Consider the following 25,489-nt stretch of genomic DNA (forward strand, 5'->3'; position numbering starts at 1 on the left):
GTAAGTCATGGTCTTTATGACAACAATTAGGTTTGATTATTAGTTTATAACACTTTTAAGTGGGCTTGGCTATAGTAGAAATACCTTTAACAGGAATGGGGCTGTCGACGAATTGAAAAGATTGGCAACCTGTAAAGAATAGGGTTGTGGTTAATATACAGGTTAACGTTAATGATTTCATAATAGTATCTCAAAAAGAGGTCAGCAATATTAGAATAGTGCTGATCATAAAAATAGTATGGCAGGCAATCATTTTTTTATAGTAAAGTAAAAATACTGCTGAATACAAAAAAATATCTGTCTTCAATATATGTATCTATTATGTACGCTCAAATACAATAATAATAGAGAGTAAGCTAAATTATTAAGTAGTATTCATCAGAAACTCTATAAAAATTATGGGATAGTTTTAACGCGTGTCATCATTAAAAAAGCGCCCGACAATTTATCGGGCGCTTTTTTGTGCTTCATTGAGCAGTAAATATGACGTGCTGAATAAATTATTTAGGACTAGATGACCATACTGGTGAGCGGATGACACCTTGTCCAGATTTACCAAATGACTCGCCACCATTAAGTGATTTGATGGTTAAAATGCCTTTACCACCTTGAGTGGAGGCATAGACCACGCGTTTACCATTGGGTGAAAAGCTTGGCGCTTCATCAATACCGGTATTGCCCAAATTGGCAGTTACTGCACCGCTACTATTCATTATGGCAGCTGAGCGACCACTTAAAAAAGCGATTTGAGAGCCATCACTACTGAATTGAGGACTGGTGGCATAACCACTATTTGATACTTTGGTCGTACGTCCTGAACCAAATTCATAACGATAAATCTGCGGTTTATTAAATCCTGCCCGATCACTGACAAATACAAAGGATTTGCCGTCAGGTGCATAATTTGGCTGTACTTCGCTGCTAGGCCAACTGGTGAGTTTTTTAGGCTGTCCACCGCTGGCGCTCATCTCATAAATATCAGCGCTACCTTCAAAGCTGCTTGAGAATAGTATTTTGCTACCATCAGGTGAAAACGAGGGACTTAAATTGCTACCTTTAAAAGGCGTTAATGCACTTGCTCCGCCGCCACTAACGTTTTGGACGTAGATGACAGGGTAGGATTTATCACGTTGTACGGAGTAGGCGATACGATTACCATCTGGCGACCATGTTGGTGAAAATATAGAACCTGCAACCTCGGTAATGGTCTTAGCATTTTCACCATCGGCATCCATAACTTTCAAGCGCGAGACTTTGTTTTTTCCAGCGCCAACTTCTTCAATATAGGCAATACGCCCTGAAAAATCCCCTGGAATGCCAGTAACAAGCTCATACACTTTATCGGAGATGACATGTCCTGCATAACGCATGCTTTCTTTATTATTATCCGCCGTTAAGCTTTGTTTGCCTTCAATAACGCGGCCAGATTTTACATCAATCACTTCGTAATCGGTCACTATTTTTCCGCGATTGCTGCGCGTACTACCGACGACTAGATAAGGAATCCCCATGCTTTGCCAAACGGGTAATGAACCTGCCAGCTCGCTACTATTATGCGGCTGCTGAGGTAGGTTTTGACTGGTGGCTTTGAGTTCGGTCTTACTCAAGTCGCTTAAAATGATCGGTGATAGAATAGAATCGCCAGCAAATGGCACAAAAGCGATTTGGCTTTGTTGGACAGGAATTTCATAATCCAGCTCTAAAACAACAGGTGCAGCAAACAAGCTAGGAGAAATAAGTAGAGTTGAGGCGCTGGTAAGTAAAGAGGCTAGTAGTTTCTTATGAGTACGCATGAGTTATTTGAGCTCCTAAAATAGTATTGTTGTCATTTTTATAAGGGACGAGCCAGTCATTACGATAAGATCATATATTATGCGGTAAAAGCTGCTTAACGTAACGTTATCAACAATATAAGATGTGAGCAACTTATACCGTTCAAAAAGAATAGGATTTGTAGAAGAACGAGTGCAAGTACGACGCCTTGTAGGCTAAACGAGTTTCACAAAACCAATCGTATTTTTTGGTTTGGTATTATTAATTGCTGCCCTTAAATTGTATCGTAAAGGTAGGATATTTAGGGTCGTCGGCATCAATCGGTAATCTGCCAGTTTCTAACACCGCTTGTTTGGCAGCTTCATTGACGGCGCTATCAGGCCCTGAAGCAGAGACGTTGACTATACTGCCGCTAGCATTGACAGTGATGGTTAAAGTGGCACTCTGAGTTGAGCCTTTCCCTGCTGTAGGTGGATTATAGTTGCGTTTGATTAAGCCAATAATTTCACTGTTACTTGCGCCCCGATTACCACTTGAGGCCGATTGGCTGCTACCTTTAGAGCTGCTAGACGTTGTCGTATCGCCAGAGATGCTAGATTGACCGTCTGACAGATTAAAGTTTTTACCCGAGCTACCAGTGGTGATTTCTATATTACGATCACTTGCGGTAGGGCGTGTAATCTTAGGCTGCGTGTTTTGCTTCATACGGTAATTGCCGAGCCGCTCTTGCTCTTCTGTTCGCTGCTCTCTTTTGTCGTTTTCAACTTGATCGTGCTCTTCTGTCACCGATTCATCTAGTTGCGCCGCCCATTCAGCCATCCGCTGTTCATAATCTTGATTTTGCTCAAGCAAGCGTTGATGCTGTTCTTCACTCATCAGCATAGGGCGACCAGAGGCATCATTAGATCGTGTAAAGACGGGGACGCGCTGAGAGCTTGTTTGATTGGGATTTTGTGTGCTAGCGCTACCATCAAAATTCTCAGTTTGCATCGTGCTGGTTGCACCACTTTCAGCCTGCATTGCACTGGCCGCTGCTGCACGATTGGCCAAAACCTGTCCTTGCATCTCAGCCAGTTGCTCAGGTGAAACCATAACAGTTTCAATGCTGCCAGTCGGCTCTACTTCAGTGTGCTGATAGGTATAAATGAGTATCCCAATCACAAGACCATGTGCCAGCAAACTGAGTAGCGTGGGCAACGTAAGCCCATTGCCTTCAGGTTGAGTTGGCACATAAACGATAGGCGCATTATACATAATAGGGATACTCAAGGACGAGGTTCATCAAATCATCTGCTTTATTATAACAAGTTGTGCTAGGAATAAGCGTCATTACAGTGAAGGTGTAGGCAGTGGCGCACCTGTCAATAGACCAACCTTTTGAATGCCTGCTTGTTGCAAAGTTGCCATCAGTGTCATGATAGCGCCATATTGATTGTTTTGGTCAGCATTAATCATGACTTGTAAAGGCTGAGCACCAGCATCGCTACTTTGCGTTTGCAGATTGGATAGAGTGTCAATCAGTTCAGGTTCGCTAATAGGCAAGTCGATATTATTTTCATAACTGATAAAAATCTCGCCGCTATCGGTTAAAGAAACAATGACTGGGAGCTGACTTTGGCTCATGGTGTTGGTCTGCTCTTTTGGCAAATCAACATCGACACCCGTAATCAGCATTGGTGCTGTGACCATAAATATCACGAGCAGCACCAACATCACGTCGATATAAGGAACAACGTTCATCTCCGCATTTAGTGCTTTTTTTTCACGGCGATAGGGACTTTGTTTCATAACCCTGTCACCTGACTGCTATTAGTTTGGGTGTCTCGACTGGCTATATTTTCTCGACTAACGATGCTTTCTGCACTGGTTTCACGCTGGAGCATGCCTGTCATTTCATCACAAAATAACGCACGCGAATCATATAAGCGACTAGATTTGGCCGTGAAGTGATTATAGGCGAGGACAGCAGGAATAGCGGCAAACAAACCCATGGCAGTAGCGATTAATGCTTCAGCGATGCCGGGAGCGACAGAGGCCAGCGTTGCTTGTTCAGTTTGAGACAACCCTAAAAAGGCATTCATGATGCCCCAAACGGTGCCAAATAAACCAACATAAGGCGCTACTGAGCCAATACTCGCTAGTGTGGTTAATCCTGACTCTAATAGTTGTTGCTGACGTCCTAAGCCGACTCGTAGCTTACGCTCAACACCATCGATGATGTCGTCTTTAGGCTGGCGCTTCTTATGCATTCTTAAGTATTCAGAAAACCCAACATAAAAGATTTGCTCAAGTCCTTGGCGTTCAGGCGAGCCTTGTACACCTTGATACAGTTTGGCCAAATCTTCACCTGACCAAAACCAAGTCTCAAACTGTTGATCGAAGTTTTTGGCCGTACCGAGCCGCGCACTCATACGAAAAATAATCACCCAACTGAGTAAAGAGGCTAATAACAATAACCCCATCACAATCTGTACCAAAAGACTGGCTTGGGTAATAAGGTCAATAATATTTAATGATTCAGGCATGTATGAGACTCATGGATAATTGATAATAACGGGCATGGTGCGACACGCAGACCAAATTGAAACTTTATTAACTAAAAATATAATAGGGCGATAATTCTGCACATTGATATCAACCGCTTAGTGTACTGCTAAATGCAGAAAAGGTCATTTATTATAGTGTTAAATATCCAATAATATTACTGATAGTTATACCGTTTTATCAATAAGATAAAGTCAGTTGATATAAATATACCTAAAACATTGTTTGGCTATCATTCATTAATAAGGGAGAAGGGCAGATTTGTACCCATAAGGCACTGGTAATGATTGAATTTGTACCGTAACTTCTCTAAAATGTTGCACTTTGTTACCGCTGCCTTTTGATAATGACGTCGCCATTCATTTGTTGACGTCATATTTATTTTAGGCACCAATAAATTTGTTCTTTCACTAGCAAGCTGGGCGCGCCACTTATGAATGCAATTGAACGCTATTTTGGGATCAACGGTGAAAACACCACGGTCAAAACGGAAATCCTTGCCGGTATAACCACTTTTTTGACGATGGCTTATATCATCTTTGTAAACCCCAACGTATTGGCTGAAGCTGGTATGGACAAAGGGGCGGTATTTGTTGCTACCTGTTTAGCAGCGGCAATAGGCTGCTTTATTATGGGCATCTATGCCAGACTGCCTGTGGCGCTCGCACCAGGTATGGGTCTGAATGCCTTTTTTACCTATGGTGTCGTACTGGGTATGGGGTATGCGTGGCAAACGGCGTTAGGCGCTGTTTTCTTATCGGGTTGTTTGTTTATTATTTTAAGCTTGTTTAAGATTCGCGAGTGGGTTATCAATGCTATTCCAATGAGCCTTAAACAAGGTATTGTGGCAGGTATTGGTGCGTTCTTAGCATTTATTGCTTTACAAAGCTCGGGCATCATCGTTGGTCGGGACGCGACACTGGTGATGCTTGGAGATATGACCTCGTTTTCACCTGCGATGGCGGCTTTGGGCTTCTTTATCATTATTGGCTTGGTGTACAAGAAAGTCCCTGGTGCAGTCACAATTGGTATTTTAATTGTTACCGTGATTAGCTTATTGACGGGCCATACCCAGTTTACTGGCATCATGTCCGCTCCGCCATCAATCGCACCAACGCTTTTGGAGCTTGATATTGCGGGCGCGTTTGACGTCGGTATGATTAGCGTCATCTTTGCCTTTTTATTCGTTGACTTGTTTGATACGACGGGCAGTCTGGTGGGCATCGCGAGTAAAGCAGGCCTAATCGATAAAGATGGCAATATTCCTAATATGGATAAAGCGCTATTGGCTGACTCAACAGCGACGGTTGCAGGTGCTATGCTGGGCACGTCATCGACGACCAGTTATATCGAAAGTGCGTCTGGCGTCGCGTCTGGCGGACGTACAGGTTTGATGGCTGTAACGGTCGGTGTATTATTCGTACTGAGTATTTTCTTTGCACCATTGGCGGGTATGATTCCTGCTTATGCGACGGCTGGCGCGATTTTTTATGTATCCGTGTTGATGTTGTTCACGCTAAAAGACATTAACTGGGAAGATTTAACAGAAGCCGCTCCGGTAGCCGTAGTGCTGCTATTAACGCCACTCACATACTCTATCGCTGATGGTATTGCGCTTGGTTTTATTACTTTCACTGCAGTGAAATTGATGACGGGTAAATTCTCTGAGATTACCGTCCCAGTTTGGGTATTAACCGCTATTTTACTTGCTAAATTGGTACTTTTATAAGCTTTTAACATCACCTTTTATGCAGTTATTTTTGATTTTAAGCCTTCTTTATTCTGAAATGATAAAGAAGGCTTTTTTGATTTAATAATGGGTCAAATCATGCTTTATTACCACAAGTGTTTGATTTATTAAAATAATTAATTTGCAACAGTAAATACCAAAATATAACCAAAGCGTCATAGTCGATAAGATGCTGATAACTGGTTGTTTTTTAGAAATATATTAATTTATTAAAATTATAAATATTATTAGTTTGAAATTTTTTTTCATGCTACCATGCCCAAGTTAAGCGCATCACCTCAATCAACGCCGTAGAGGTTTTTCTTACAGTGAATTAGCGTCATATAAGATGACAGATTTCGCGCCAATCAAAGCGATGTTTTACTCATCATTGTTTTGATTCAGCGATACATCTGACTATCAAACTCCTTTCACTACTAACAAGAAGAAGGCACTAATGCCGCTTAACTTTTGTTGTTGCCTTTGTATTGTTAACGTAGCCCGTTTAACACTCGAACGACCTACTTAACCATTTCCAGCCTGTGCTGGATTTTCCCGTTTTGTGATGGCGCCGTTTGGTCTTTTGATTATTGCTGTGAGTATCAGTTAATGAGCACTATTTAAGTTAATAGTACTTATAGGCACTTAGGCATGCGAGTCAGACTTCCTAAAGCATCATTTATTATGGTTTTTAAACGATAGTTATGGAGTTGTTATGAACCCAGTAAATCAGTTTACCCCGCAAGAGCCGATTTTATTTAATCCTGTCGATATGCTGTCGCCAGAATATATGACCCAGTCATTAGAAGAGCTACATGCGCGTATTTCGCCATTGTATAGCGTCGATGAAGAACGCTGGTTGTCTGAATTATTACCACTTGCCAAGCCTAGTGCTGAAGAACGTGATGCTGCTACTGAGCAAACTCGTCAGCTGGTTGAGCATGTACGTAATGATGGCAAAGCGGTCAAAATGGTCGACTCGTTATTGCTCGAATACAGCCTTGATACTCAAGAAGGTATCTTGCTCATGAGCTTGGCAGAAGCCTTGATTCGAGTGCCAGACAACTATACTGCTGATGCGCTTATTCATGACAAAATGAGTGTGGCTGACTGGAAAAAGCACATAAAGAACGACAACGGTTTTATGGTCAATGCCTCGTCATGGGGCATGATGATGACGGGTCGTGTCGTTAGTATTGATAGTAATACGACAGCGTCAGGGTTTTTGGATCGCATGACCAAAAAAATGGGCGAACCAGTGATTCGCAGTGCGATGCAAAAAGCCATGCGTATCATGGGGCATCAGTTTGTATTGGGCGAGACCATTGAAGACGCTAATAAAAACAGCCAGCCATATCGAAATAAAGGTTATACCTATTCGTTTGATATGCTAGGCGAAGCTGCGATTACTCATAGAGATGCCGCAAAGTACTTTGACGATTACTTGCATGCGATTAGAGCCACTGCCAGCATCAAAGTCAAAGAGGGCATGCCTAAACCGTCAGTATCTATCAAATTATCAGCGCTCCATCCTCGCTATGAGGCCACGCAAGAAACACAAGTGATGGGATTATTACGTCAACGTTGCTTGCTACTGATTGAAGCGGCACGTGAAGTCAATGTTGATCTTAGTATCGATGCGGAAGAAGCTGACCGTCTTGAGATTTCTCTAAAGTTATTTGAGTCTCTATACCGTGATAACTTGACGGCTGGCTGGGATGGTTTGGGTATCGTCGTGCAAGGTTACTCTAAGCGTGCTATCGCCGTGCTAGCTTGGCTTGCCCGTATCTCAACTGAAGTAGGTGACCGTATTCCAATACGTTTAGTAAAAGGCGCGTATTGGGACACTGAAATCAAACTTGCTCAGCAAAAAGGATTGTCAGGTTATCCTGTTTGGACACGTAAAGAAGGCACGGATACCGCGTACCTTGCTTGTGCACGTTTCTTATTGTCAGATCATCTACGCGGTCTTATCTGGCCACAGTTTGCTACGCATAATGCCCATACACTTGCGTCAATTATGACCATGAGTCAGCATAGAGATTTTGAGTTCCAACGTCTGCACGGTATGGGCGATGCGCTGTATGATCATATCCTGCAAGCTTATCAGATCCCTGTACGTATTTATGCGCCTGTTGGCGCGCACAAAGATTTACTACCGTATTTGGTACGCCGCTTGCTCGAAAACGGTGCCAACAGCTCGTTTGTTCATCAGCTATTAGATAAGTCTTATCCGATTGATAAGCTGACCGTGCATCCTTATGACAAGCTGCTTACTAATACAACGTTGCACAATCCAGATATCCCGCTACCATCAGAGATATATGGTTCGCGCCTTGCAAGTTTCGGCCCCAACATATTTATAGAGTCACAATGGCTACCGTTTAAAAATGCTATCGACAGCCATTTAGATAAAACTTGGTCAGCGACATCTATTGTCAATGGTAAAGCAATCAACGAATATCAGGCAGATGGTGAAACTCGTCAGCTTGCTACTCAAACGGTACTTGCCCCTTGGAATCATGCAGTGAGTGCTGGTGAAGTAACCTATGCCAATGCAGAAGTTGCTCGTCAAGCTATCGATGTGGCCGTTGCTGGACAAAGCGTATGGCAAGCTGTATCAGCTGCTGAACGCGCTACGATATTACGCAAAATCGCTGACCTGTTTGATGAAAACTACGCAGAACTAATGGCTCTATGCCAAGTTGAAGCGGGCAAGACCCTGCAAGACAGCATCGATGAAATCAAAGAAGCGGTTGATTTCTGCCGTTTTTATGCCGATGAAGCAGAACGTTTAGACACGAAAGTGCATGAGTTCACAGACTTGTCCGGCAAACAGTCTCGTCAAGTTTATAAACCGCGTGGTACCTTTGTTTGTATCAGTCCTTGGAACTTTCCATTGGCTATTTATACTGGCCAAATCGTGGCTGCACTAGCTGCGGGTAATACCGTCGTGGCAAAACCTGCCGAACAAACCAGCTTGATCGCACATTTTGGTGCACAATTGATGTATCAAGCAGGCGTACCAGCAGAAGCGTTGCAGTTAGTCATTGGAGCAGGTGATGTTGGCGGTGCATTGACAGCTGCTGACAATATCTCAGGCGTTATTTTTACTGGCTCAACCCAAACTGCCCAACGCATCAATCAAAGTTTGAATGATCACGCTCAGGCCAGCGGCGAATTGCCTGTATTTATCGCTGAGACTGGCGGTCAAAATGCCATGATTGTTGACTCAACAGCGCTGCCAGAACAAGTGGTTAGAGATGCGGTGTTGTCTGCTTTTGGTTCAGCAGGTCAACGTTGTTCAGCTTGCCGTATACTATGTGTGCAAGAAGAAATGGCCGATGATTTGATTGAGCTATTGCAAGGCAATATGGCTGAGCTGTCTGTAGGCAACCCTTTATATGCTGCCACCGACGTCGGCCCAGTAATCGATAATGATGCCAAGCAAGGCCTTGAAGCACATATCGAGCGTATGAGTGCTGAGTCAACGGCTCGTATTATAGCTCAGACACCGATGAGCTCTAGCTCGGTTGTCAGTCAAGATCAATCTACCTTTGTATTGCCAACAGCGATTGAGGTAAAAAGTATCGATGTGATTGGTGGCGAGCACTTTGGCCCAATTTTGCATGTGCTGCGTTATCAAGCACGTGACTTAAACAAGCTGATTGACTCAATTAACGCGACAGGATTTGGCTTGACCTTGGGTATCCATAGCCGTATTGAAAACACCGCTGAACATATTGAGCGTCGTGCTTTTGTCGGTAATACCTATATTAACCGTAACCAAATTGGTGCAGTCGTCAACGTACAGCCATTTGGTGGTTGTGGATTATCTGGTACTGGTCCCAAAGCGGGTGGCCCGCACTATGTCGCGCGTCTGATGCAATTAAGTACAGAATCTTTAGTTAATACGCCGCCAATGACTGAGCAATCAGCCATTAAAGGTAACACCACAGCCTCAATCACTCAAACAGAACTCGCATAAGGAGTAGCAACATGGCGACTGAATTCAAAAAAAATCATGCCCAGGTTTGCGAATCTTGGCGATTACTTGGCGCAGTGAATCGCGCCACTTATCTACAAGCGGCCATTCCAAAGCTGGCCTTGCTCACTGGTGACGCTAATAAAGCAAAGCGCCTGTTCAATCATTTGTTAAGTGCCGCACCTAGCTTGGATAAGATGCATCGCATGACTGGCGCGACTGGCGAGACCAATGATCTGTATGTGACGGCCCGTGGTAAAACCATGGTCATCGGTGGTGAGTCTGCTCGCGCAATGGCGGTCCTAGGACAGCTTATGGCAGCCTTATTAACGGGTAATGAAGTTATTTTGCATTGCCCAAGCCAAGATGAGATGTGTACTGAAGCGGCAAAAATACTTCATGAAACTGGTATTAGCGATGACGTGTTAAGCGTCGCTAACGATTCGCAAACAACCACGCTTTTATATATTGACCGTCTTGCGCAAGTCGCGGTTGCTGGAAATCGTAGTGAAGTGCAAGTCATTAGTCAAGAGCTTGCTAAAACAGATGGTATCTTGACGCAAGTGATTGCTGTCACCGATATGGAAGGTTTGTCAGAGATGCTGACGCCAGACTATCTGCATCGCTTTGTCACTGAGCGAGTCAAGACGATCAATACCACCGCTATTGGTGGTAATGCGAGCTTACTTGAGCTTGGTACAGAATAAGTATTTTAATGTCAATTTCGCTTAGTTTTGATAAAGGCTAAGCGATATTTATAAAAAATGAATAATAAAAAACCGATATCTGATTAGTATTCAGATATCGGTTTTTTTATGCTTGTGTGAAAATGAGTTGGTTTAAGTAGATTAAAACTATTCAGCGTGATTAACCCAAATCCAACCGTTTTCTAGCCATTCACTTAAATCATCTGGATCAACCGCTTTGACATCTTCACTGTCTAAATGCTCACCATTGGCAAAACGTATTAGGACAGTGATTGCAGCCTCATCAAGGCCATCAATGCGTTGACCATTGGCATACAGCGTAAAGCTATCATTGGTGCGGCGATAGAGCAAACGATTACTATAGTCAGCTTGTAGCGTTGCGCCTTCTAATAAAGCTTGCAACAGCTCATCAGTGTCCAATGTTTCTTCTGGCATGAGCGCATCATATTGACGCTTGCTAACCACTTCAGACACGGCTTGACGAATGATATGATCGCCTCGCTCAGATTGTATCATTTGCAATAATTGGTTCTTGATAGCTTCGATACTATCTGCTTGCAATTCACCTGACGCTTGCAACATTTGAGGCAATAGCATTGGGATAAACAAATCACTATCATTGGTGGCGATATCAGCCACGCTATCGATAATCTGCATTAAATTCGGACGACGACAGCCAAAAGAAAAAGTCAGGCAATCATCTTGTGCGACACCAAAGTGCGACAATTTTGGCGGTACATAAAGCACATCACCTGCTTCTAATATCTCGTCAAAAATGATCTCACCCATATCATCAAAAAGGCGAATCGGCTCGTCAGCGACAAATGCTGTTTCTTTATCGCAGAATTTACCCAGTTGCCAACGGCGACGACCATAACCTTGCGCCAAAAAAACATCATAATCGTCATAGTGTTTGCCAACCGAGCCACCTTTTGGCGCATAAGAAACCATAATATCATCGCGTTGCCACTGCGGAATAAAGCCAAATGCCTGCCATAATTGCCCAAGCTCAGGTGACCACTGCTCAAGATTCTGGACAAGTACCGTCCATTGCTCAGGTAGATTGTCAAAATCTGTTTCAGTCAATGGACTTTTTTTAAGCTGCCATTGAGGCTGACCATCTTGTTTGGTCGCCGCTTGAGTCAGTAGTCGCGCCGAGGCATCTTCTTCAAGTGCCAGACCGATCATATCGTCTGGTTCAAACATATCGATCAGTTGCGGTAAACCTTGTTTGATAAGTAGAGGCTTTTTTTGCCAGTATTCACTTAAAAACTGTTCAGGCGTGATAGAGTCTGGTAAACATAGAGGTATAGAGGTCATTGATAAATCCGTGTCTGCAAATAGATGTGAGATGAATTGGATATAAGATTAATAGTAAGGATTGCTTTATAGGACGGTTTTAATAGTTTATGATTACCACCTATCTGATGGCCATCATCAGAGCAGCCAATTACTCGTAGGAAATTTATGAAAAAATTACAAATAATCGCTCTGCTTGCCAGCATATTTTTACTACAAGCCTGTGTACATAAGCTAGTAACTGTACCAGTTAAAGTTGCTTACAAAACCACTAAAGGCGTGGTAAAAGGCACGGTTGCGGTAGGTAAAGCGATCATACCAGGCGACAGCGATGACAAAAAAGAAGATTAAGATTTAATTTGTTGATTCTGACGTTGAAGTAACAGAATACCTGCCGCAATCAGCCCACCGAGTAATGCTAAAGCCATGTCTTTGTGGGCATCCCAAACATCGCCTTGCTGACCGTTATAAGCTTCAGCAGCTTCTGGTGATAAGGTCGCTGCAATACACCATTCAATGAGCTCATAAAGCATACTTGATGACATATTCATCATGAGTGCGACAGCTATTAGTCGCTTCTTTGACTCAATATTAAAGAGTGATTTTGAGCTTTCAAACATGGCACTAAATAGTAAAAGCCCGTAGCTAAAATGCACGAGGCGATCATACATATTACGCTGCCAGCCAAATAAATCGTCTAAACCTATACTGAATAGTTGCTCTGTCCAATCATCGTAGGGCACATATGAGTACAAATAACGCGCCCCTATAATATGAATGATTAAAAATAACGAAGCAAATATATAAGAGCGCGAACCAATATACTGATAGCGATACGCGCACAGCATTAATGCCAAAAAAAGCAACGTGCCAAGCTGATGTAGCAGGTAGCTTGACCACTCTAGAGGCTTAATACTTGCCAGTACCATGACGATGAATACCGCCATAGTACTGACCATAATAGAATTAAAACGACTGCGCACTATGAATGCCTACTTATTTATTCGCCATTAAATCTTGGCAATCCACTCTTTAATCGTGCGTGCTTGTTCAGCCGCATTACCGATATAGGTCGCTGGTGTCATTTCGCGTAGGCGGGCTTTGTCAGCGTCGCTAACGGCAGACAATTCATCACTTTCAACGAAGGTCAGCATCGCTTCACGAGTCATGGCATTACCACGTGTCAATGCTTTAAGTTTCTCGTACGGATTTTCAACACGGTAGCGACGCATCACGGTTTGAATCGGTTCAGCCAATACTTCTTGGGCTTGATTCAGATCATCATTCAAGCGTTGCGCATTCAATTCAAGCTTACTGACACCCTTTAGACAAGCATCAAAAGCAATCATACTTTGTGCCAGACCAACACCGATATTACGCAGTACGGTCGAATCTGACAAATCACGCTGCATGCGTGAAATAGGTAGCTTTTCACCTAAATGGGCCAGCATGGCATTAGCAACGCCCAAGTTACCTTCAGAGTTTTCAAAATCAATCGGGTTAACTTTATGCGGCATGGTAGAAGAACCCACTTCACCCTCTTTTAGGCGCTGTTTAAAATAGCCTAAGCTAACATATTGCCAAATGTCACGGTTGAAATCGATTAAGATAGTATTAAAACGTTTGACCGCATCAAACAACTCAGCGATATAATCATGCGGCTCAATTTGTGTGGTATACGGATTGAAAGTCAGTTCTAAACGCTCATTGATGAACTTCTCTGCATGAGTTTGCCAGTCAACATCAGGGTACGCTGAAAAATGCGCATTGTAGTTACCGACTGCGCCATTGATTTTACCCAATAACTCTACTTTATTAATTTGCTTGATTTGACGAGCAAGGCGATAAGCCACGTTTGCCATCTCTTTACCAAGCGTCGTTGGGCTGGCGGTTTGACCATGTGTGCGTGACAGCATTGGCTGATCAGCATGCGTAATCGCCAAATCTACGATGCTATCGGTAACTTGCTGCATTTTAGCAACCACAATTTCGCGGCTGTCTTTTAGCATTAGCGCATACGATAGGTTGTTAATGTCTTCGCTGGTACAGGCAAAGTGAATAAACTCCAATGAGTCAATGAGTGCATCCTGCCCACGGAATTTGTCTTTGATAAAGTATTCAACTGCCTTAACATCGTGATTGGTTGTCGCTTCGATTTCTTTGATTGCTTGTGCATCCGCTTCGCTAAAATTATCAACGATGCTATTTAAAAAGTTATCAGTCTGCGTATCAAATGCTGCTAATTCACCAATAGCACTGTTTTCAGCCAATGACTGTAACCAGCGAATCTCAACAGCGACACGGGCTTTAATCAGTCCAAATTCAGACAAATAAGGGCGCAAGCTATCAGCTTTAGACGCGTAGCGGCCATCGATTGGGGAGAGGGCGGTCAAGGCAGATAAAGAGGTGGTCATAGTAATACCTTTAAGTTGACAATAAGTGAATCAGTGCATAACGCAGCAGAGAAATCTTAGCGGCACAATTATAGCAAAAGTCGACACAAAAGAGTCAGCCTTAGCACCTGCATCTGTTGATTATTTATTGAACAAAAAACAAATAAAATTTTATGTTTGTAACAGTATTGTATTTTAAATGTAATGGTGCTTTAATAAGCTGGTTTTAACAGTCAATAGTTTACTAAATGAGAATTAGATTATGAATAAATTCGTTAGCGTTTTAGTGTTAGGCTCAGCATTGGCGCTTAGCGCTTGCGGCGGTGACAGTGATAGTAGTGGTTCTTATGGCTCTTCTGAACCTATCCAGTTTCAAGGCTTATCAAATTGTGCAATCAGTGGCAATACTATTACTGTCAACGAGCTTGGTAGAGGGTGTTTGGTTAAAAAATCTAATATCAATAATGGTAAAAAGTTCTCATTGAGCTGCCGAATATCAGGTCTTCCACCTCGTGACGTTGCAAACTTTAATATAGGATATACAAACGACGGTGATGGCAAAGAAATAAAGAGCGATATAGAAAGTAATCCTAATGGTAAATACAAGTATATCTGCAAACCAATAAACAGTCAGTTTCCAACGAGTGGACTCTCTGGTTAAAATAGGTGTTTTAAAAATAACAAAAAGCCGTTTTTATTAAAGATAAAAATGGCTTTTTTCATAAAAAATGAAAACAGCTTAAAAGTAAAGGCCGTCCATATTAATAGCGCTTATTGAGCCAAACCCTATCACTCAAGTATCTTATCTCTAGAATATAACTATGAAAGACAAAACTTTATTTTTCTCATCCGTCCTTATTGCTTTCGTCTTTGGCAGTTTGAGTACTTATTTGCTCATGACCAAGCAACAAATGGATAAAGTGATGCAAGGTCAGGGTCAGGCGACCTTATCGCTACAGAATGATGCTACGCCAAATCTCAATCAACAGAACGGTAGTCTGCCCGAAGAGCTCCAAGCGCTTGAAAATCAGAATGGTAATAACATGCCAGCGACCAAGTCGTCACAAACAGGCTCTATGCATGATTATTCACAAGAGCAAGCGATGGATATCGTCAATAAAATGCCTGACTATATGCTAGGACAGTACATTGATCGGTTTATGTCACAAGGTGCAGGCGAGGCGCTTGTAGATAAGCGACAATTTGCCCAGCGTGCGGTTGAGGAGCTATACAAGAAAAATGACAATCAACCACTCGTTGGTGAAGTTAAATTGTCACTCACACCTTCGATGCCATCATCGTCAATGGACACCTCAAACATAGAGAAAAATGCCACTATATTTGCGCATCTTGATACCGCAGGGAAAGTGCCTGCCAGTCCATTCGTGTTTGTCAAATGGGTAAATAATCAGACAGGACAGGTGTTATTGTTTGAGAAAAAAGACATCGTTGCCAATAGCAATCAAAACTGGGTCAGTTTTAAGCCAGACGATGGTTGGACACAGGGCAGCTATGATATTCGCTTTTATCAATTCACATCAGAGCTACAGCCCGTTGCGCAATTGACTTATCAGATCTATAACATTGATGATAACAATTTAAATGCAAATGATGGTATGACAAGCGATACAGTAGCCGTTACTACTGCCACCGTCAAAAAATAAGCGCTCTCTAAAACCCACATGGTGCATCGATAGAGGCAATGACACCGCCACCCAAACAAACTTCATCAATATAAAATACCGCTGATTGACCCGGAGTCACGGCACGCTGTGGCTCATCAAATACCACGCGTACTTCACTACCGTCATCCTTCATTGCAAACACATAGCAAGCTTGGTCAGGCTGGCGATAACGAGATTTCGCCATACAGCGCAAACCATTTTCGCTAAATACATCAAAAGGTGGCAAATCATCGACCCAATCAAGCTTATAAGCGTGTAGCTCATTACTTAGCATCATGGGATGCTCATGGCCTTGACCGACGATCAAACGGTTTTTATCTAAATCTTTTGCTAATACAAACCACGGCGCCTCAACACGGTCTTTGACACCGCCAATACCGATGCCACCACGTTGACCCAATGTGTAATACATTAGACCGTCATGAGTTCCGATGACGTGACCATCATCAGTGACGATGTCGCCTTTTTGCGCAGGCAAGTACTGCTGTAAAAAATCCTTAAAGCGGCGTTCACCAATAAAGCAAATACCCGTAGAATCTTTCTTTTTGGCAGTAGCCAGATCATGTTCTTCCGCGATTTGACGAACCATAGGTTTTTCAAGCTCACCGACTGGGAATAGCGTTTTGGCAATTTTATCGCCGCCTACCGCGTGTAAGAAATAGCTCTGATCTTTATTGGTGTCAAGACCGCGTAATAATTGGGCGACCTCATCACCGTCTTTATTTTTATAATTCACACTGCGACGTGTGTAGTGTCCGGTGGCAATATAATCAGCGCCAAGGGTCAAGGCGTAGTCTAAAAACGCCTTAAATTTGATTTCTTTATTGCATAAAATATCAGGGTTAGGCGTGCGACCCGCTTTGTATTCTGCCAAGAAATGCTCAAACACCCGATCCCAATATTCCATGGCAAAATTGGCCGTGTGCAGCTTCATGCCAATTTTATCACACACCGCTTGCGCGTCCGCTAAGTCGTCCATCGCAGTACAGTATTCAGTACCGTCATCTTCTTCCCAGTTTTTCATAAACAGGCCTTCGACCTTAAAACCTGCCTGCTGTAGCAAGACGGCCGAGACAGAAGAATCAACGCCACCTGACATACCGACAATCACATGCTTGGCACTAGGATTATCGATATCGGTAAGTTTTAAAGCGCGATGGGCGATAACAGAATCTGAGTTTGGTATGAGGGCTGACATAGAACGGCTCAACTATTTATAGTTAATCCAAAACTTATAATGATACTAACCACTCATGCAGTGACAACGATTGATCGCTTCAGCATGTTGATAGTCTCAGTTTATCTTTTGGATTGGGTATTATGATAAAATAAGCGTCACATTATATCAGTTAATTGAAACTGGTGGCGACCCATGGCATTTTGCTTTAAGCAAAACTACTCTAAAAATTCAAATAGTAGTTTTGACTTATTTTAATCACGCCTAATGAATTTGGAAAAATAATGATAAAAATTGGTCAAGGTATCGACGTTCATGCTTTTCACAATAATGGTCAGCAGCAGCAATATGTCATATTAGCGGGCGTGCCTATCGATCACACTCACAGTTTATTGGCGCACTCTGATGGCGATGTGGTGCTACACGCGCTCGCAGATGCGCTATTAGGTGCATTGGCGCTTGGTGACATTGGACGGCATTTTCCTGATACAGACGCGGCGCACGCGGGTTTGGATTCAAGAGTGCTGCTACGTTATGTCTATAGTAAAATACAAGAGGCGGGCTATATGCTAGGTAATGCGGATATCACCGTCATGTGTGAGCGCCCAAAACTGGCACCTCATAGCCAAGCCATGCGCGACAATATCGCTAGCGACTTACAAACGGCAGTGAGTAATGTCAGCGTTAAAGCCACCACCACGGAAAAACTCGGTTTTACGGGACGACAAGAAGGCATTATGGCCAATGCCGTGGTATTATTGGTCCCTAATGTAACCCCTGTTTAATGGCTGTCAATTGAGGCAATATAACAATCCTGCTTGTAATATAGTGACAATCGCCCCATGTATCAGACATATTGTCACTCAGTGACTTTTCACGCAATGACGTTGCGATATGGCTAGCTATTTCCAATTTACTACCTTTTTTAACTTACTACATTTTTCAATATATCGACTTATCAATAGGAGTTTTTATGAGTGAGCAAACCCCAAATACCGCTGCAAATGATGTTGAACAACTGATCCGTGATCAAATCAAAGATAATAAAGTTATTTTGTATATGAAAGGCACACCGCAGTTTCCACAGTGTGGTTTTTCTGCTAAATCGATTGAGGTCCTTACCCAAATCGGTCGTCCTTTTGCCTTTGTAAATATCTTAGAAAATCCAGAAATTCGTGCTACTTTACCAAAAATTGCCAATTGGCCAACGTTCCCGCAATTATGGATCGACGGTGAATTGATGGGTGGATCAGATATTATTTTACAAATGTATCAATCAGGCGAGCTAAAGCCATTGGTTGAAGCAAACAGCCCTGCCGCTTAATAGTTCAGACGGTTTGTGGAACTGCTCTGACGTTATAATGAGTGAGTAATGCATAAATCAGTTTTACTATCAGCGCACAACGAACCCAAGTGGTCTTAATATGGCTATTTGGGTTTTTTGTGGCCTTTATATTTGATTGTTTTTATAGGTTTTGACCCCATATAGTGTTCAATATAAACAGAATGATAAGTACAATTATCAAAAGAGAGTCTTATGAATATCGAGGAATCTGACCAGCAACAAGCGCAAAAAGAAGCCGCTGAGCAAGCGCTTATCGAAAAACGTCGTGAGCGTTTGAAAAGCGAATCTCTGCGTATCATTGAGATTGCAAGCAATGAGGCAAACTCAGCACTTAAATGTATTCATCAGCTTAGTGTGGCGGGCGGCGCGACAGAAGCGACTTACATTGCCATCGAGCAGCGTATCGTCGCAGACCAAGATGCTGCCGGTGCTTATCATTTGGCTCTACTGGCACAAAGCACGCCAGATTTGCCGATTGATGCCCGCCAGCTTATTGAGTTGGTGGTTAATAAAGGCGACAATCAACAGCGTTTGGCCTTGCTCAAAAACCTGCCACTACCGCCAGTTGATATGATTAAAGATCAGATTTTAGCCAGTGATGATGGTGATGCGATTGGGCAGATGAATGCTTACTTGCAGATCAATCCAGAAGGTTATGGGAGTCATCATATGGTGACGAGTGGTCAATCAGATCAGATCGTACCGCTGAGTCCGGGCAACAAATTAAATTAATAATTTTGCTTTAGCCAAACGGTTATCATGGCGCATCTTTTATTACTAAAAATTAATTTTAACCGTTTTTGTTGTAACGTTTTTTAAATGGCAAAAAATTGTTATAATTACTGGTTATCTATTTAAGTTTTAATGACTTATCTCATCCGTTCTTAAAATAAGATTGGCGCAGATTTATTTAGTGGTAAGTTGCTATCAGCAATTTATCGTCAAAAAAATCGTCAGTCAAGCGAGGCATGCATGCAATATCCAAAAATTTATGACGTGGTAGTGATCGGTGGTGGTCATGCTGGCACAGAAGCTGCTTTGGCAGCCGCACGTATGGGTGCGCAGACCTTGCTGTTGACGCATAATATTGAAACGCTTGGACAGATGAGCTGTAATCCAGCGATTGGTGGTATCGGTAAGTCACATCTAGTACGTGAAATTGATGCGCTGGGTGGGGCGATGGCATTAGCAACAGATAAGGCCGGTATTCAATTTCGCGTTCTGAATAGCCGCAAAGGTGCCGCAGTGCGAGCCACTCGTGCGCAGGCCGATCGTATTCTTTATAAAGCGGCTATTCGTCATACGTTAGAGAACCAGCCAAATTTGGATATATTTCAGCAAGCGGCTGATGATATCTTGGTAGAGAATGGACGTGCAACGGCAGTGGTAACTTCTACTGGCATTATCTTTAAGACCGAAACGGTCGTATTGACTTCAGGAACGTTTTTGGGCGGAGTTATTCATATTGGCCTCGAAAATTCAAATGGCGGACGCGCAGGGGATCAGCCTTCTATCAAACTTGCTGATCGTTTGCGTGAGCTCAAATTGCCAGTCGGCCGTCTCAAGACAGGTACGCCAGCACGTATCGATGCGCGTAGTGTCGACTTTAGTGTCATGGCAGTACAGCCGGGCGATACGCCATTACCAGTGATGAGTTATATGGGCGATGTGTCTATGCATCCTGAACAGGTCAACTGCTATATCACTCACACCAATGCCCGTACTCATGACATTATCCGTGAAAACCTCGATCGCTCACCGATGTTCTCGGGCAAAATTGAGGGTGTCGGGCCTCGTTATTGTCCCTCTATTGAAGATAAAATACATCGTTTTGCAGATAAAGACAGTCATCAGATATTTATCGAGCCAGAAGGTTTGACCACACATGAGCTGTATCCGAATGGTATTTCGACCAGTTTGCCGTTTGATGTGCAGTTAGAATTCATTCATAGCATGAAAGGATTAGAGAATGCGCATATTACTCGTCCCGGTTATGCGATTGAGTATGATTACTTTGATCCGCAAAGTTTGAAGCCAACGCTTGAAACCAAATCTATTGATCGCTTATATTTTGCGGGACAAATCAATGGTACAACAGGCTACGAAGAAGCGGGCGTACAGGGTTTGCTGGCAGGTACGAATGCGGCATTGGTTACGCGTGAAAATAGCGAGTTTGAAACATGGACGCCGCGCCGTGATGAAGCCTATCTGGGCGTTCTCGTGGATGATTTGATTACGCATGGTACCAATGAGCCGTATCGCATGTTTACGAGCCGCGCAGAATATCGCTTGCTCTTGCGTGAAGACAACGCTGACCAGCGCCTCACTGAGACTGGTCGTAAGCTTGGTTTGATTGATGATGTGCGCTGGCAAGCTTATCAAGAAAAAATGGAAGCCATCGCTACAGAGTCTTCACGTCTCAAAGATATGTGGGCAACACCTGCCAATGCGTTGGGTCAAAAAGTGGCTGAGCAAACAGGTGAAGTATTATCAAAAGAAGCCACGGCTTATGATTTACTTAAGCGTCCGCAGATTCACTTTGCTGATATCGCAGCTATCACTGACTCAGAAGTTGATCCACAAGTGGGTGAGCAGATCGAAATATCTGTCAAGTATGCAGGCTATATAGACCGTCAGCAAGAAGAGATTGATCAAATGAAGCGTCTAGAAAATACGGCGCTACCGATTGATTTCGATTACACGGTGGTGTCTGGCTTATCAAATGAAATCGTACAAAAACTGACACAAGTGCGTCCTGCCACGCTTGCCCAAGCGGGGCGCGTCAGTGGCGTAACGCCTGCTGCTATACAATTACTAGCGATGACAGTGAAAAAACAGAAAAAAATAGCAATGGCATTAAATTTATCGTAAAAATTAATAAGTAAAAATACCAAAATGAGCTTATAACAATATTTTGTTATAAGCTTTTTTTATGCCCAATCCTTTAACAATGTCCAAACAACTTAAGAAGTCTTTATGCTGTTTTGAAAAGAAATAGTAGGTAGAATAGAGTATTGATGCTAGTTTGTTACTGAAAAGGAATGCTTTTATGCCTTATGATAAATTGTCAGACCTACCGCTTACGGTAAAAGATAACTTGCCCAAACACGCGCAAGAGATATTTCAAGCAGCTTTTAGTAGTGCAAGCAAACAATACAATGAAGAGTCACGTTGGTTTGCTACGGCATGGGCAGCGGTTGAAAATGTTTATGAGAAAAACGCTGACGATAAATGGGTAAAAAAACCCGACCATAAATAGAGGTTGTTATACGCCTTATATTGAATTAAAAAGATAAATTCATACCTGATTATTTAAATTAACCTATATAAGTATGTTGTCAGAGCTTTGAAAACATAGCTCTGAGAATATTGCTGATACGAGCTTATCCATGATTGAAGCCATTATTTTTGCCATTACTATTGTTCTGCCCAACCTTGCTTTGATGGGGTTGGGTTTTTTTATGCAAAGACGCGGTCAAGCGAGCCAGTCCTTTATTGATCAAGGATCATACTTTGTCTTTAATTACTGTTTGCCATGTCTACTTTTTTTTAGCGTGGCCGATAGTGAGGTCAATTATAGTAAGCAAATTACGCTGATAGTTGCTGGAATTCTTGTGACCTTTATTCTGTTTATGGGTGCAGAAATTTATGCCAAGTATTTTATTAGTAAACCTGCTGACCAAGGGGTTTTTGTACAAGGTATTTTTCGTAGCAACATGGCCATTATTGGTCTAGCGACTGTTTACAATGCTTATGGCGATGCAGGCTTAAGCATTGGCGCTGTATATATGGGCGTGGTCACCATCTTGTTTAATATTTTGGCTGTCATTACTCTGAGCCGCGTGTCTAAAAAGGTGGATGATACGTGGAGCAGTCGCATTATTATGGTCTTCAAAAAACTGACTACCAACCCGCTCATATTGGCTTTATTGGCAGCATTTGCCTATAAAGCGCTTGGCTTGCCGCCGATTACAGGTGTCGTTCATGTCACTGGTGATCTATTAGCAGCGGTGGCGTTGCCATTAGCCCTTATTTGTGCAGGTGCTAGTATTGATTTAAAGTCGATGCTACATCTATCAGGGCTGTCCATGCAGGCCAGTATCGGTCGTATTATTGTTGCGCCATTGGTAGCGATCGCCATTGGCTTGGCATTTGGCCTATCAGGTGTGCATATGGGTGTGCTATTTTTGATGGTGGCATCGCCCGCAGCCGCCGCTAGTTATGTGATGGCAAAAGCGATGGGTGGCAATGACGTACTGGCAGCCAATATTTTAGCATTTACCACAGTAGTAGGGCTGTTTGGAATGGCATTTGGCGCTGCGATCTTACGCGCTGTGGGGCTAATGTAGTCGCATTTTTACCATTATATAGCAAGGCGTGAGTTCGATATTAATACATAAATAGGGACACTTAAATTGCAATTATTAAATCAAAAATTCGTAACCGAACATCTTAATATACAAGCCGCTATTGATGCGATTGAAAAATTATTACACCAGCAAGCCAAGCATCCTAATTGGATTAAAGCACCGGAACGTTTAGTCATTAAAACCTTTAGTGAGGATGATATTCATAGCTCAGGCGCGCATTTATCAATGCCAGCAACGATTTATGATGGTGAGAACGAGTATGCCGTCGTAAAGTTAGTCACTATTTGTCCTGACAATCCAAGCCGTAATATGCCGACCACAACGGCGATTATCACTGTATCAAACAACGATACGGGCGCCATATTAGCGATGATGGATGGTGTTTATATCACACAAGTACGGACGGCGGCGTTATCAGGTATTGCCACCAAATATATGGCAAAACCTGATTGTCATAGCGTGGCAGTTATCGGTTGTGGTGGTATGGCCTATGAGCAGCTAAACGCTGTATTAACCGTGCGTCCTGATATTAAAAAGGTCACTTTGTGGAACAGAGGGATTGAAGGCGCTGAGATATTTAAAAAGAAATTCGCTTGTGACTATGGGCAGTGGGATGTTGAGATTACTGTTTGTAAAGAGATCGGTGATGCTATCCGTGATGCAGACATTATAAATATCGCCACTCGTGCTACAGAAGGCTTGTTTGGTCTTGATCAAATTAAATCCGATGTACATATCAATGCGGTGGGTGCCTATCAAGCTTCAATGAAAGAAATCAGCAATGAGGTCATTGCAGGCAGTGGTATGGTCGTCGTTGATGACTTGACTGGCAGTCTCCATGAAGCTGGCGATTTGATTCAAGCGCATGATGCTTCTGATTGTGCATGGACATGGAGTGATCTCAGCGGTGATTTGCAAGCAGTGGTAACAGGAGTGCTAAAAGAAAATATAACTAGATCCGAAAAAGGTATAACGTTATTTAAATCAGTAGGCGCTGCTAGCTTCGATGCAGCAGTCGCTTTGGATGTAGCAAAAAACGCCACACAAAATAGCCTAGGTTTATCAGTCGATTGGTAATATGTCTTATAATAACCATCGATAGTCAAAACATCCTAAAAAAGCTACGGTACTGCTGATAGCAGCCGTGCGTGATATATCGATATTACTTTTCACTGACTATATCAGGTTTTATAAAAAATTGACTGGCAGTTAACAGCATCAATAAAAAAGCCCTCTTTTCCAACCAGAAAAGAGGGCTTGTTTTATTTCACATTATCTCTATTGCGCTTGTCTTCTCGATGTTGCTTACGCTTTGGACTGGTGCGATATGTCAAATATCCACCGATAATCATCACTGCGATAATTGCAATGATATATAAAAATATTGATGAACCAATAAAAGTGGAGGTTTCCATAACCTTTTTCTCACTATAGTTTATCAATAATTATGCAAGTGCTGTTTATGATTGTAAAGTGAACAAGTTTAGCTGAGATGTAAGTTCAAGTGAACGTAACCGCGCTGCCTGATCATGGATATTAGCGGTAACGATCAGCTCATCTGGTTGGTGTGTCGCTAAAAACGCAGCAAGTTTCGGTTTGACCGTTTCAACAGAGCCGATAAAAGATACTGACAACGCATTATCCACCATCATTTTTTCTGCTTGACTCCAAATGCTATCCATATCGTGCGTAGGCTTTGGCATTTGACCAGTTTCACCTCGGCGCAAACGTACGAAGCTTTGCTGCGCTGAAGTAAAATGATAATGGGCGGTGGCATCGTCATCAGCAAGTAACAAGTTTGCGGCTAACATCACATAAGGCTTGTCTAAATATGCCGATGGTTTGAATTGTTCGCGATATGCCGTGATCGCTTGACTGAGCATTTGCGGCGCAAAGTGAGAGGCAAACACATAGGGTAAGCCAAAGTGTGCAGCCAAGGTCGCCCCAAAAAGAGAAGAGCCTAATATCCAAATAGGAATGTTTGACTTTGCACCAGGAAATGCCTGTACAGGACTGTTATCTGTATCATTGCCTAAAAAGTACATCAATTCTTGTACATCTTGTGGAAAGCGCTCAGCATCACTCATCTGTCGACGTAGCGCTTGAAACGTTGCACCATCTGTACCGGGGGCGCGGCCCAAACCCAAGTCAATACGATCGCCATATAATGCCTGTAATGTTCCAAATTGCTCAGCGATAACGAGCGGCGCATGGTTAGGAAGCATAACGCCACCTGCACCGATACGTATGCGTTTGGTTTGACTACCAATATGCGATAGTAGTACGGCAGTCGCAGCACTGGCGATACCTGGCATATTGTGATGCTCTGCCATCCAAAATCGGTTTAAGCCAAATTTTTCTGCTTGCTGGGCGGTCTGCACAGTTTGGGCAATACCTTCAGCAATGGTTTTACCTTCAGGAACGGGTGCTAGATCTAAAAAAGATAAGGGGATTGTGTTACTCATAAATTATCCAATAAAGT

General features: G+C 42.8%; 23 protein-coding genes. 13 read left to right on the forward strand and 10 right to left on the reverse strand.

The genetic code is table 11. The features are described 5' to 3' along the window. Window positions 1-500: 500 nt before the first annotated feature. From JMX48_RS05215 to tolQ, 4 genes are all read right to left on the reverse strand, one after another. Window positions 501-1,793 (reverse strand): PD40 domain-containing protein, encoded by a 1,293-nt coding sequence (locus tag JMX48_RS05215; RefSeq protein ID WP_201535176.1) that lies wholly within the window; start codon window positions 1,791-1,793, stop codon window positions 501-503. A 241-nt stretch (window positions 1,794-2,034) separates the two neighbouring features. Beyond that, window positions 2,035-3,042 (reverse strand): cell envelope integrity protein TolA, encoded by a 1,008-nt coding sequence (locus JMX48_RS05220; RefSeq protein ID WP_227687908.1) that lies wholly within the window; start codon window positions 3,040-3,042, stop codon window positions 2,035-2,037. Between the two features lie 60 nt (window positions 3,043-3,102). Then, entirely contained in the window at window positions 3,103-3,561 is a 459-nt protein-coding gene (gene tolR / locus JMX48_RS05225; protein WP_201535177.1) for a protein TolR, read from the reverse strand. Next, window positions 3,558-4,298, reverse strand: coding sequence for a protein TolQ (tolQ, locus tag JMX48_RS05230; RefSeq protein WP_201535179.1), 741 nt, complete (start codon window positions 4,296-4,298; stop codon window positions 3,558-3,560). Before tolQ ends, tolR begins: the two co-directional genes overlap by 4 nt. Before the next feature lie 437 nt (window positions 4,299-4,735). On the opposite strand from tolQ, the gene JMX48_RS05235 reads away from it, so the two are divergent. The 3 genes from JMX48_RS05235 (at window position 4,736) to JMX48_RS05245 (ending at window position 10,738) form a co-directional block, all read left to right on the forward strand. Beyond that, window positions 4,736-6,046 carry an NCS2 family permease gene (locus JMX48_RS05235; RefSeq protein WP_413786348.1) on the forward strand — a complete coding sequence of 437 codons (1,311 nt, stop codon included), beginning with the start codon at window positions 4,736-4,738 and terminating at the stop codon, window positions 6,044-6,046. 715 nt (window positions 6,047-6,761) lie between these two features. Next, entirely contained in the window at window positions 6,762-10,034 is a 3,273-nt protein-coding gene (gene putA / locus JMX48_RS05240) for a bifunctional proline dehydrogenase/L-glutamate gamma-semialdehyde dehydrogenase PutA (protein WP_201535183.1), read from the forward strand. An 11-nt stretch (window positions 10,035-10,045) separates the two neighbouring features. Beyond that, window positions 10,046-10,738: a 1-pyrroline-5-carboxylate dehydrogenase gene (locus JMX48_RS05245; protein ID WP_201535185.1), complete on the forward strand. Its 693-nt coding sequence runs from the start codon at window positions 10,046-10,048 to the stop codon at window positions 10,736-10,738. Window positions 10,739-10,885: 147 nt separating this feature from the next. Here JMX48_RS05245 and JMX48_RS05250 read toward each other — a convergent pair whose 3' ends face one another. Continuing rightward, window positions 10,886-12,058 carry a cupin domain-containing protein gene (locus JMX48_RS05250; protein WP_201535188.1) on the reverse strand — a complete coding sequence of 391 codons (1,173 nt, stop codon included), beginning with the start codon at window positions 12,056-12,058 and terminating at the stop codon, window positions 10,886-10,888. Between the two features lie 147 nt (window positions 12,059-12,205). Here JMX48_RS05250 and JMX48_RS05255 point away from each other — a divergent pair, with 147 nt between their 5' ends. Next, on the forward strand, window positions 12,206-12,388 hold the full coding sequence (locus JMX48_RS05255) for an NF038104 family lipoprotein (protein WP_201535190.1): 183 nt from the start codon (window positions 12,206-12,208) through the stop codon (window positions 12,386-12,388). Here JMX48_RS05255 and JMX48_RS05260 read toward each other — a convergent pair. Both JMX48_RS05260 and purB read right to left on the reverse strand, forming a co-directional pair. Beyond that, window positions 12,385-12,984, reverse strand: coding sequence for a DUF2238 domain-containing protein (locus tag JMX48_RS05260; RefSeq protein WP_227687909.1), 600 nt, complete (start codon window positions 12,982-12,984; stop codon window positions 12,385-12,387). The genes JMX48_RS05255 and JMX48_RS05260 overlap by 4 nt on opposite strands. Before the next feature lie 63 nt (window positions 12,985-13,047). Then, complete coding sequence (gene purB / locus JMX48_RS05265; protein ID WP_201535193.1) at window positions 13,048-14,451, reverse strand: adenylosuccinate lyase; 1,404 nt, start codon at window positions 14,449-14,451, stop codon at window positions 13,048-13,050. A 241-nt stretch (window positions 14,452-14,692) separates the two neighbouring features. Between purB and JMX48_RS05270 the strand changes: the two genes are divergently transcribed. Together JMX48_RS05270 and JMX48_RS05275 are read left to right on the forward strand one after the other, a co-directional pair. After that, window positions 14,693-15,091, forward strand: coding sequence for a hypothetical protein (locus tag JMX48_RS05270; protein ID WP_201535196.1), 399 nt, complete (start codon window positions 14,693-14,695; stop codon window positions 15,089-15,091). Between the two features lie 160 nt (window positions 15,092-15,251). Beyond that, window positions 15,252-16,094: a hypothetical protein gene (locus tag JMX48_RS05275; protein WP_201535199.1), complete on the forward strand. Its 843-nt coding sequence runs from the start codon at window positions 15,252-15,254 to the stop codon at window positions 16,092-16,094. Window positions 16,095-16,101: 7 nt separating this feature from the next. On the opposite strand, the gene mnmA is transcribed toward JMX48_RS05275, so the two are convergent. Further along, entirely contained in the window at window positions 16,102-17,313 is a 1,212-nt protein-coding gene (gene mnmA / locus JMX48_RS05280; RefSeq protein WP_201535202.1) for a tRNA 2-thiouridine(34) synthase MnmA, read from the reverse strand. A 263-nt stretch (window positions 17,314-17,576) separates the two neighbouring features. Here mnmA and ispF point away from each other — a divergent pair, with 263 nt between their 5' ends. From ispF to JMX48_RS05315, 7 genes are all read left to right on the forward strand, one after another. Beyond that, on the forward strand, window positions 17,577-18,077 hold the full coding sequence (gene ispF, locus JMX48_RS05285) for a 2-C-methyl-D-erythritol 2,4-cyclodiphosphate synthase (protein ID WP_201535205.1): 501 nt from the start codon (window positions 17,577-17,579) through the stop codon (window positions 18,075-18,077). A gap of 188 nt (window positions 18,078-18,265) precedes the next feature. Beyond that, window positions 18,266-18,616, forward strand: a complete 351-nt coding sequence (gene grxD / locus JMX48_RS05290; protein WP_025653310.1) for a Grx4 family monothiol glutaredoxin — start codon at window positions 18,266-18,268, stop codon at window positions 18,614-18,616. A 213-nt stretch (window positions 18,617-18,829) separates the two neighbouring features. Then, window positions 18,830-19,369 (forward strand): hypothetical protein, encoded by a 540-nt coding sequence (locus JMX48_RS05295; RefSeq protein WP_201535206.1) that lies wholly within the window; start codon window positions 18,830-18,832, stop codon window positions 19,367-19,369. Between the two features lie 240 nt (window positions 19,370-19,609). Then, on the forward strand, window positions 19,610-21,508 hold the full coding sequence (gene mnmG / locus JMX48_RS05300) for a tRNA uridine-5-carboxymethylaminomethyl(34) synthesis enzyme MnmG (RefSeq protein WP_201535207.1): 1,899 nt from the start codon (window positions 19,610-19,612) through the stop codon (window positions 21,506-21,508). A 178-nt stretch (window positions 21,509-21,686) separates the two neighbouring features. Next, window positions 21,687-21,896, forward strand: a complete 210-nt coding sequence (locus JMX48_RS05305; RefSeq protein ID WP_201535208.1) for a ChaB family protein — start codon at window positions 21,687-21,689, stop codon at window positions 21,894-21,896. 130 nt (window positions 21,897-22,026) lie between these two features. Then, entirely contained in the window at window positions 22,027-22,986 is a 960-nt protein-coding gene (locus JMX48_RS05310) for an AEC family transporter (RefSeq protein WP_201535209.1), read from the forward strand. A gap of 66 nt (window positions 22,987-23,052) precedes the next feature. Next, window positions 23,053-24,084: an ornithine cyclodeaminase family protein gene (locus JMX48_RS05315; RefSeq protein ID WP_201535210.1), complete on the forward strand. Its 1,032-nt coding sequence runs from the start codon at window positions 23,053-23,055 to the stop codon at window positions 24,082-24,084. Window positions 24,085-24,269: 185 nt separating this feature from the next. Here JMX48_RS05315 and JMX48_RS05320 read toward each other — a convergent pair whose 3' ends face one another. After that, a complete protein-coding gene (locus JMX48_RS05320) occupies window positions 24,270-24,422 on the reverse strand; it encodes a hypothetical protein (protein ID WP_201535211.1) in 153 nt (50 codons plus the stop codon). 45 nt (window positions 24,423-24,467) lie between these two features. Continuing rightward, complete coding sequence (locus JMX48_RS05325) at window positions 24,468-25,472, reverse strand: LLM class flavin-dependent oxidoreductase (RefSeq protein ID WP_201535213.1); 1,005 nt, start codon at window positions 25,470-25,472, stop codon at window positions 24,468-24,470. Between the last annotated feature and the right edge of the window lie 17 nt (window positions 25,473-25,489).

Origin of the sequence: Psychrobacter immobilis, from assembly GCF_904846225.1 — a bacterium.
Classification (GTDB): domain Bacteria; phylum Pseudomonadota; class Gammaproteobacteria; order Pseudomonadales; family Moraxellaceae; genus Psychrobacter; species Psychrobacter immobilis_F.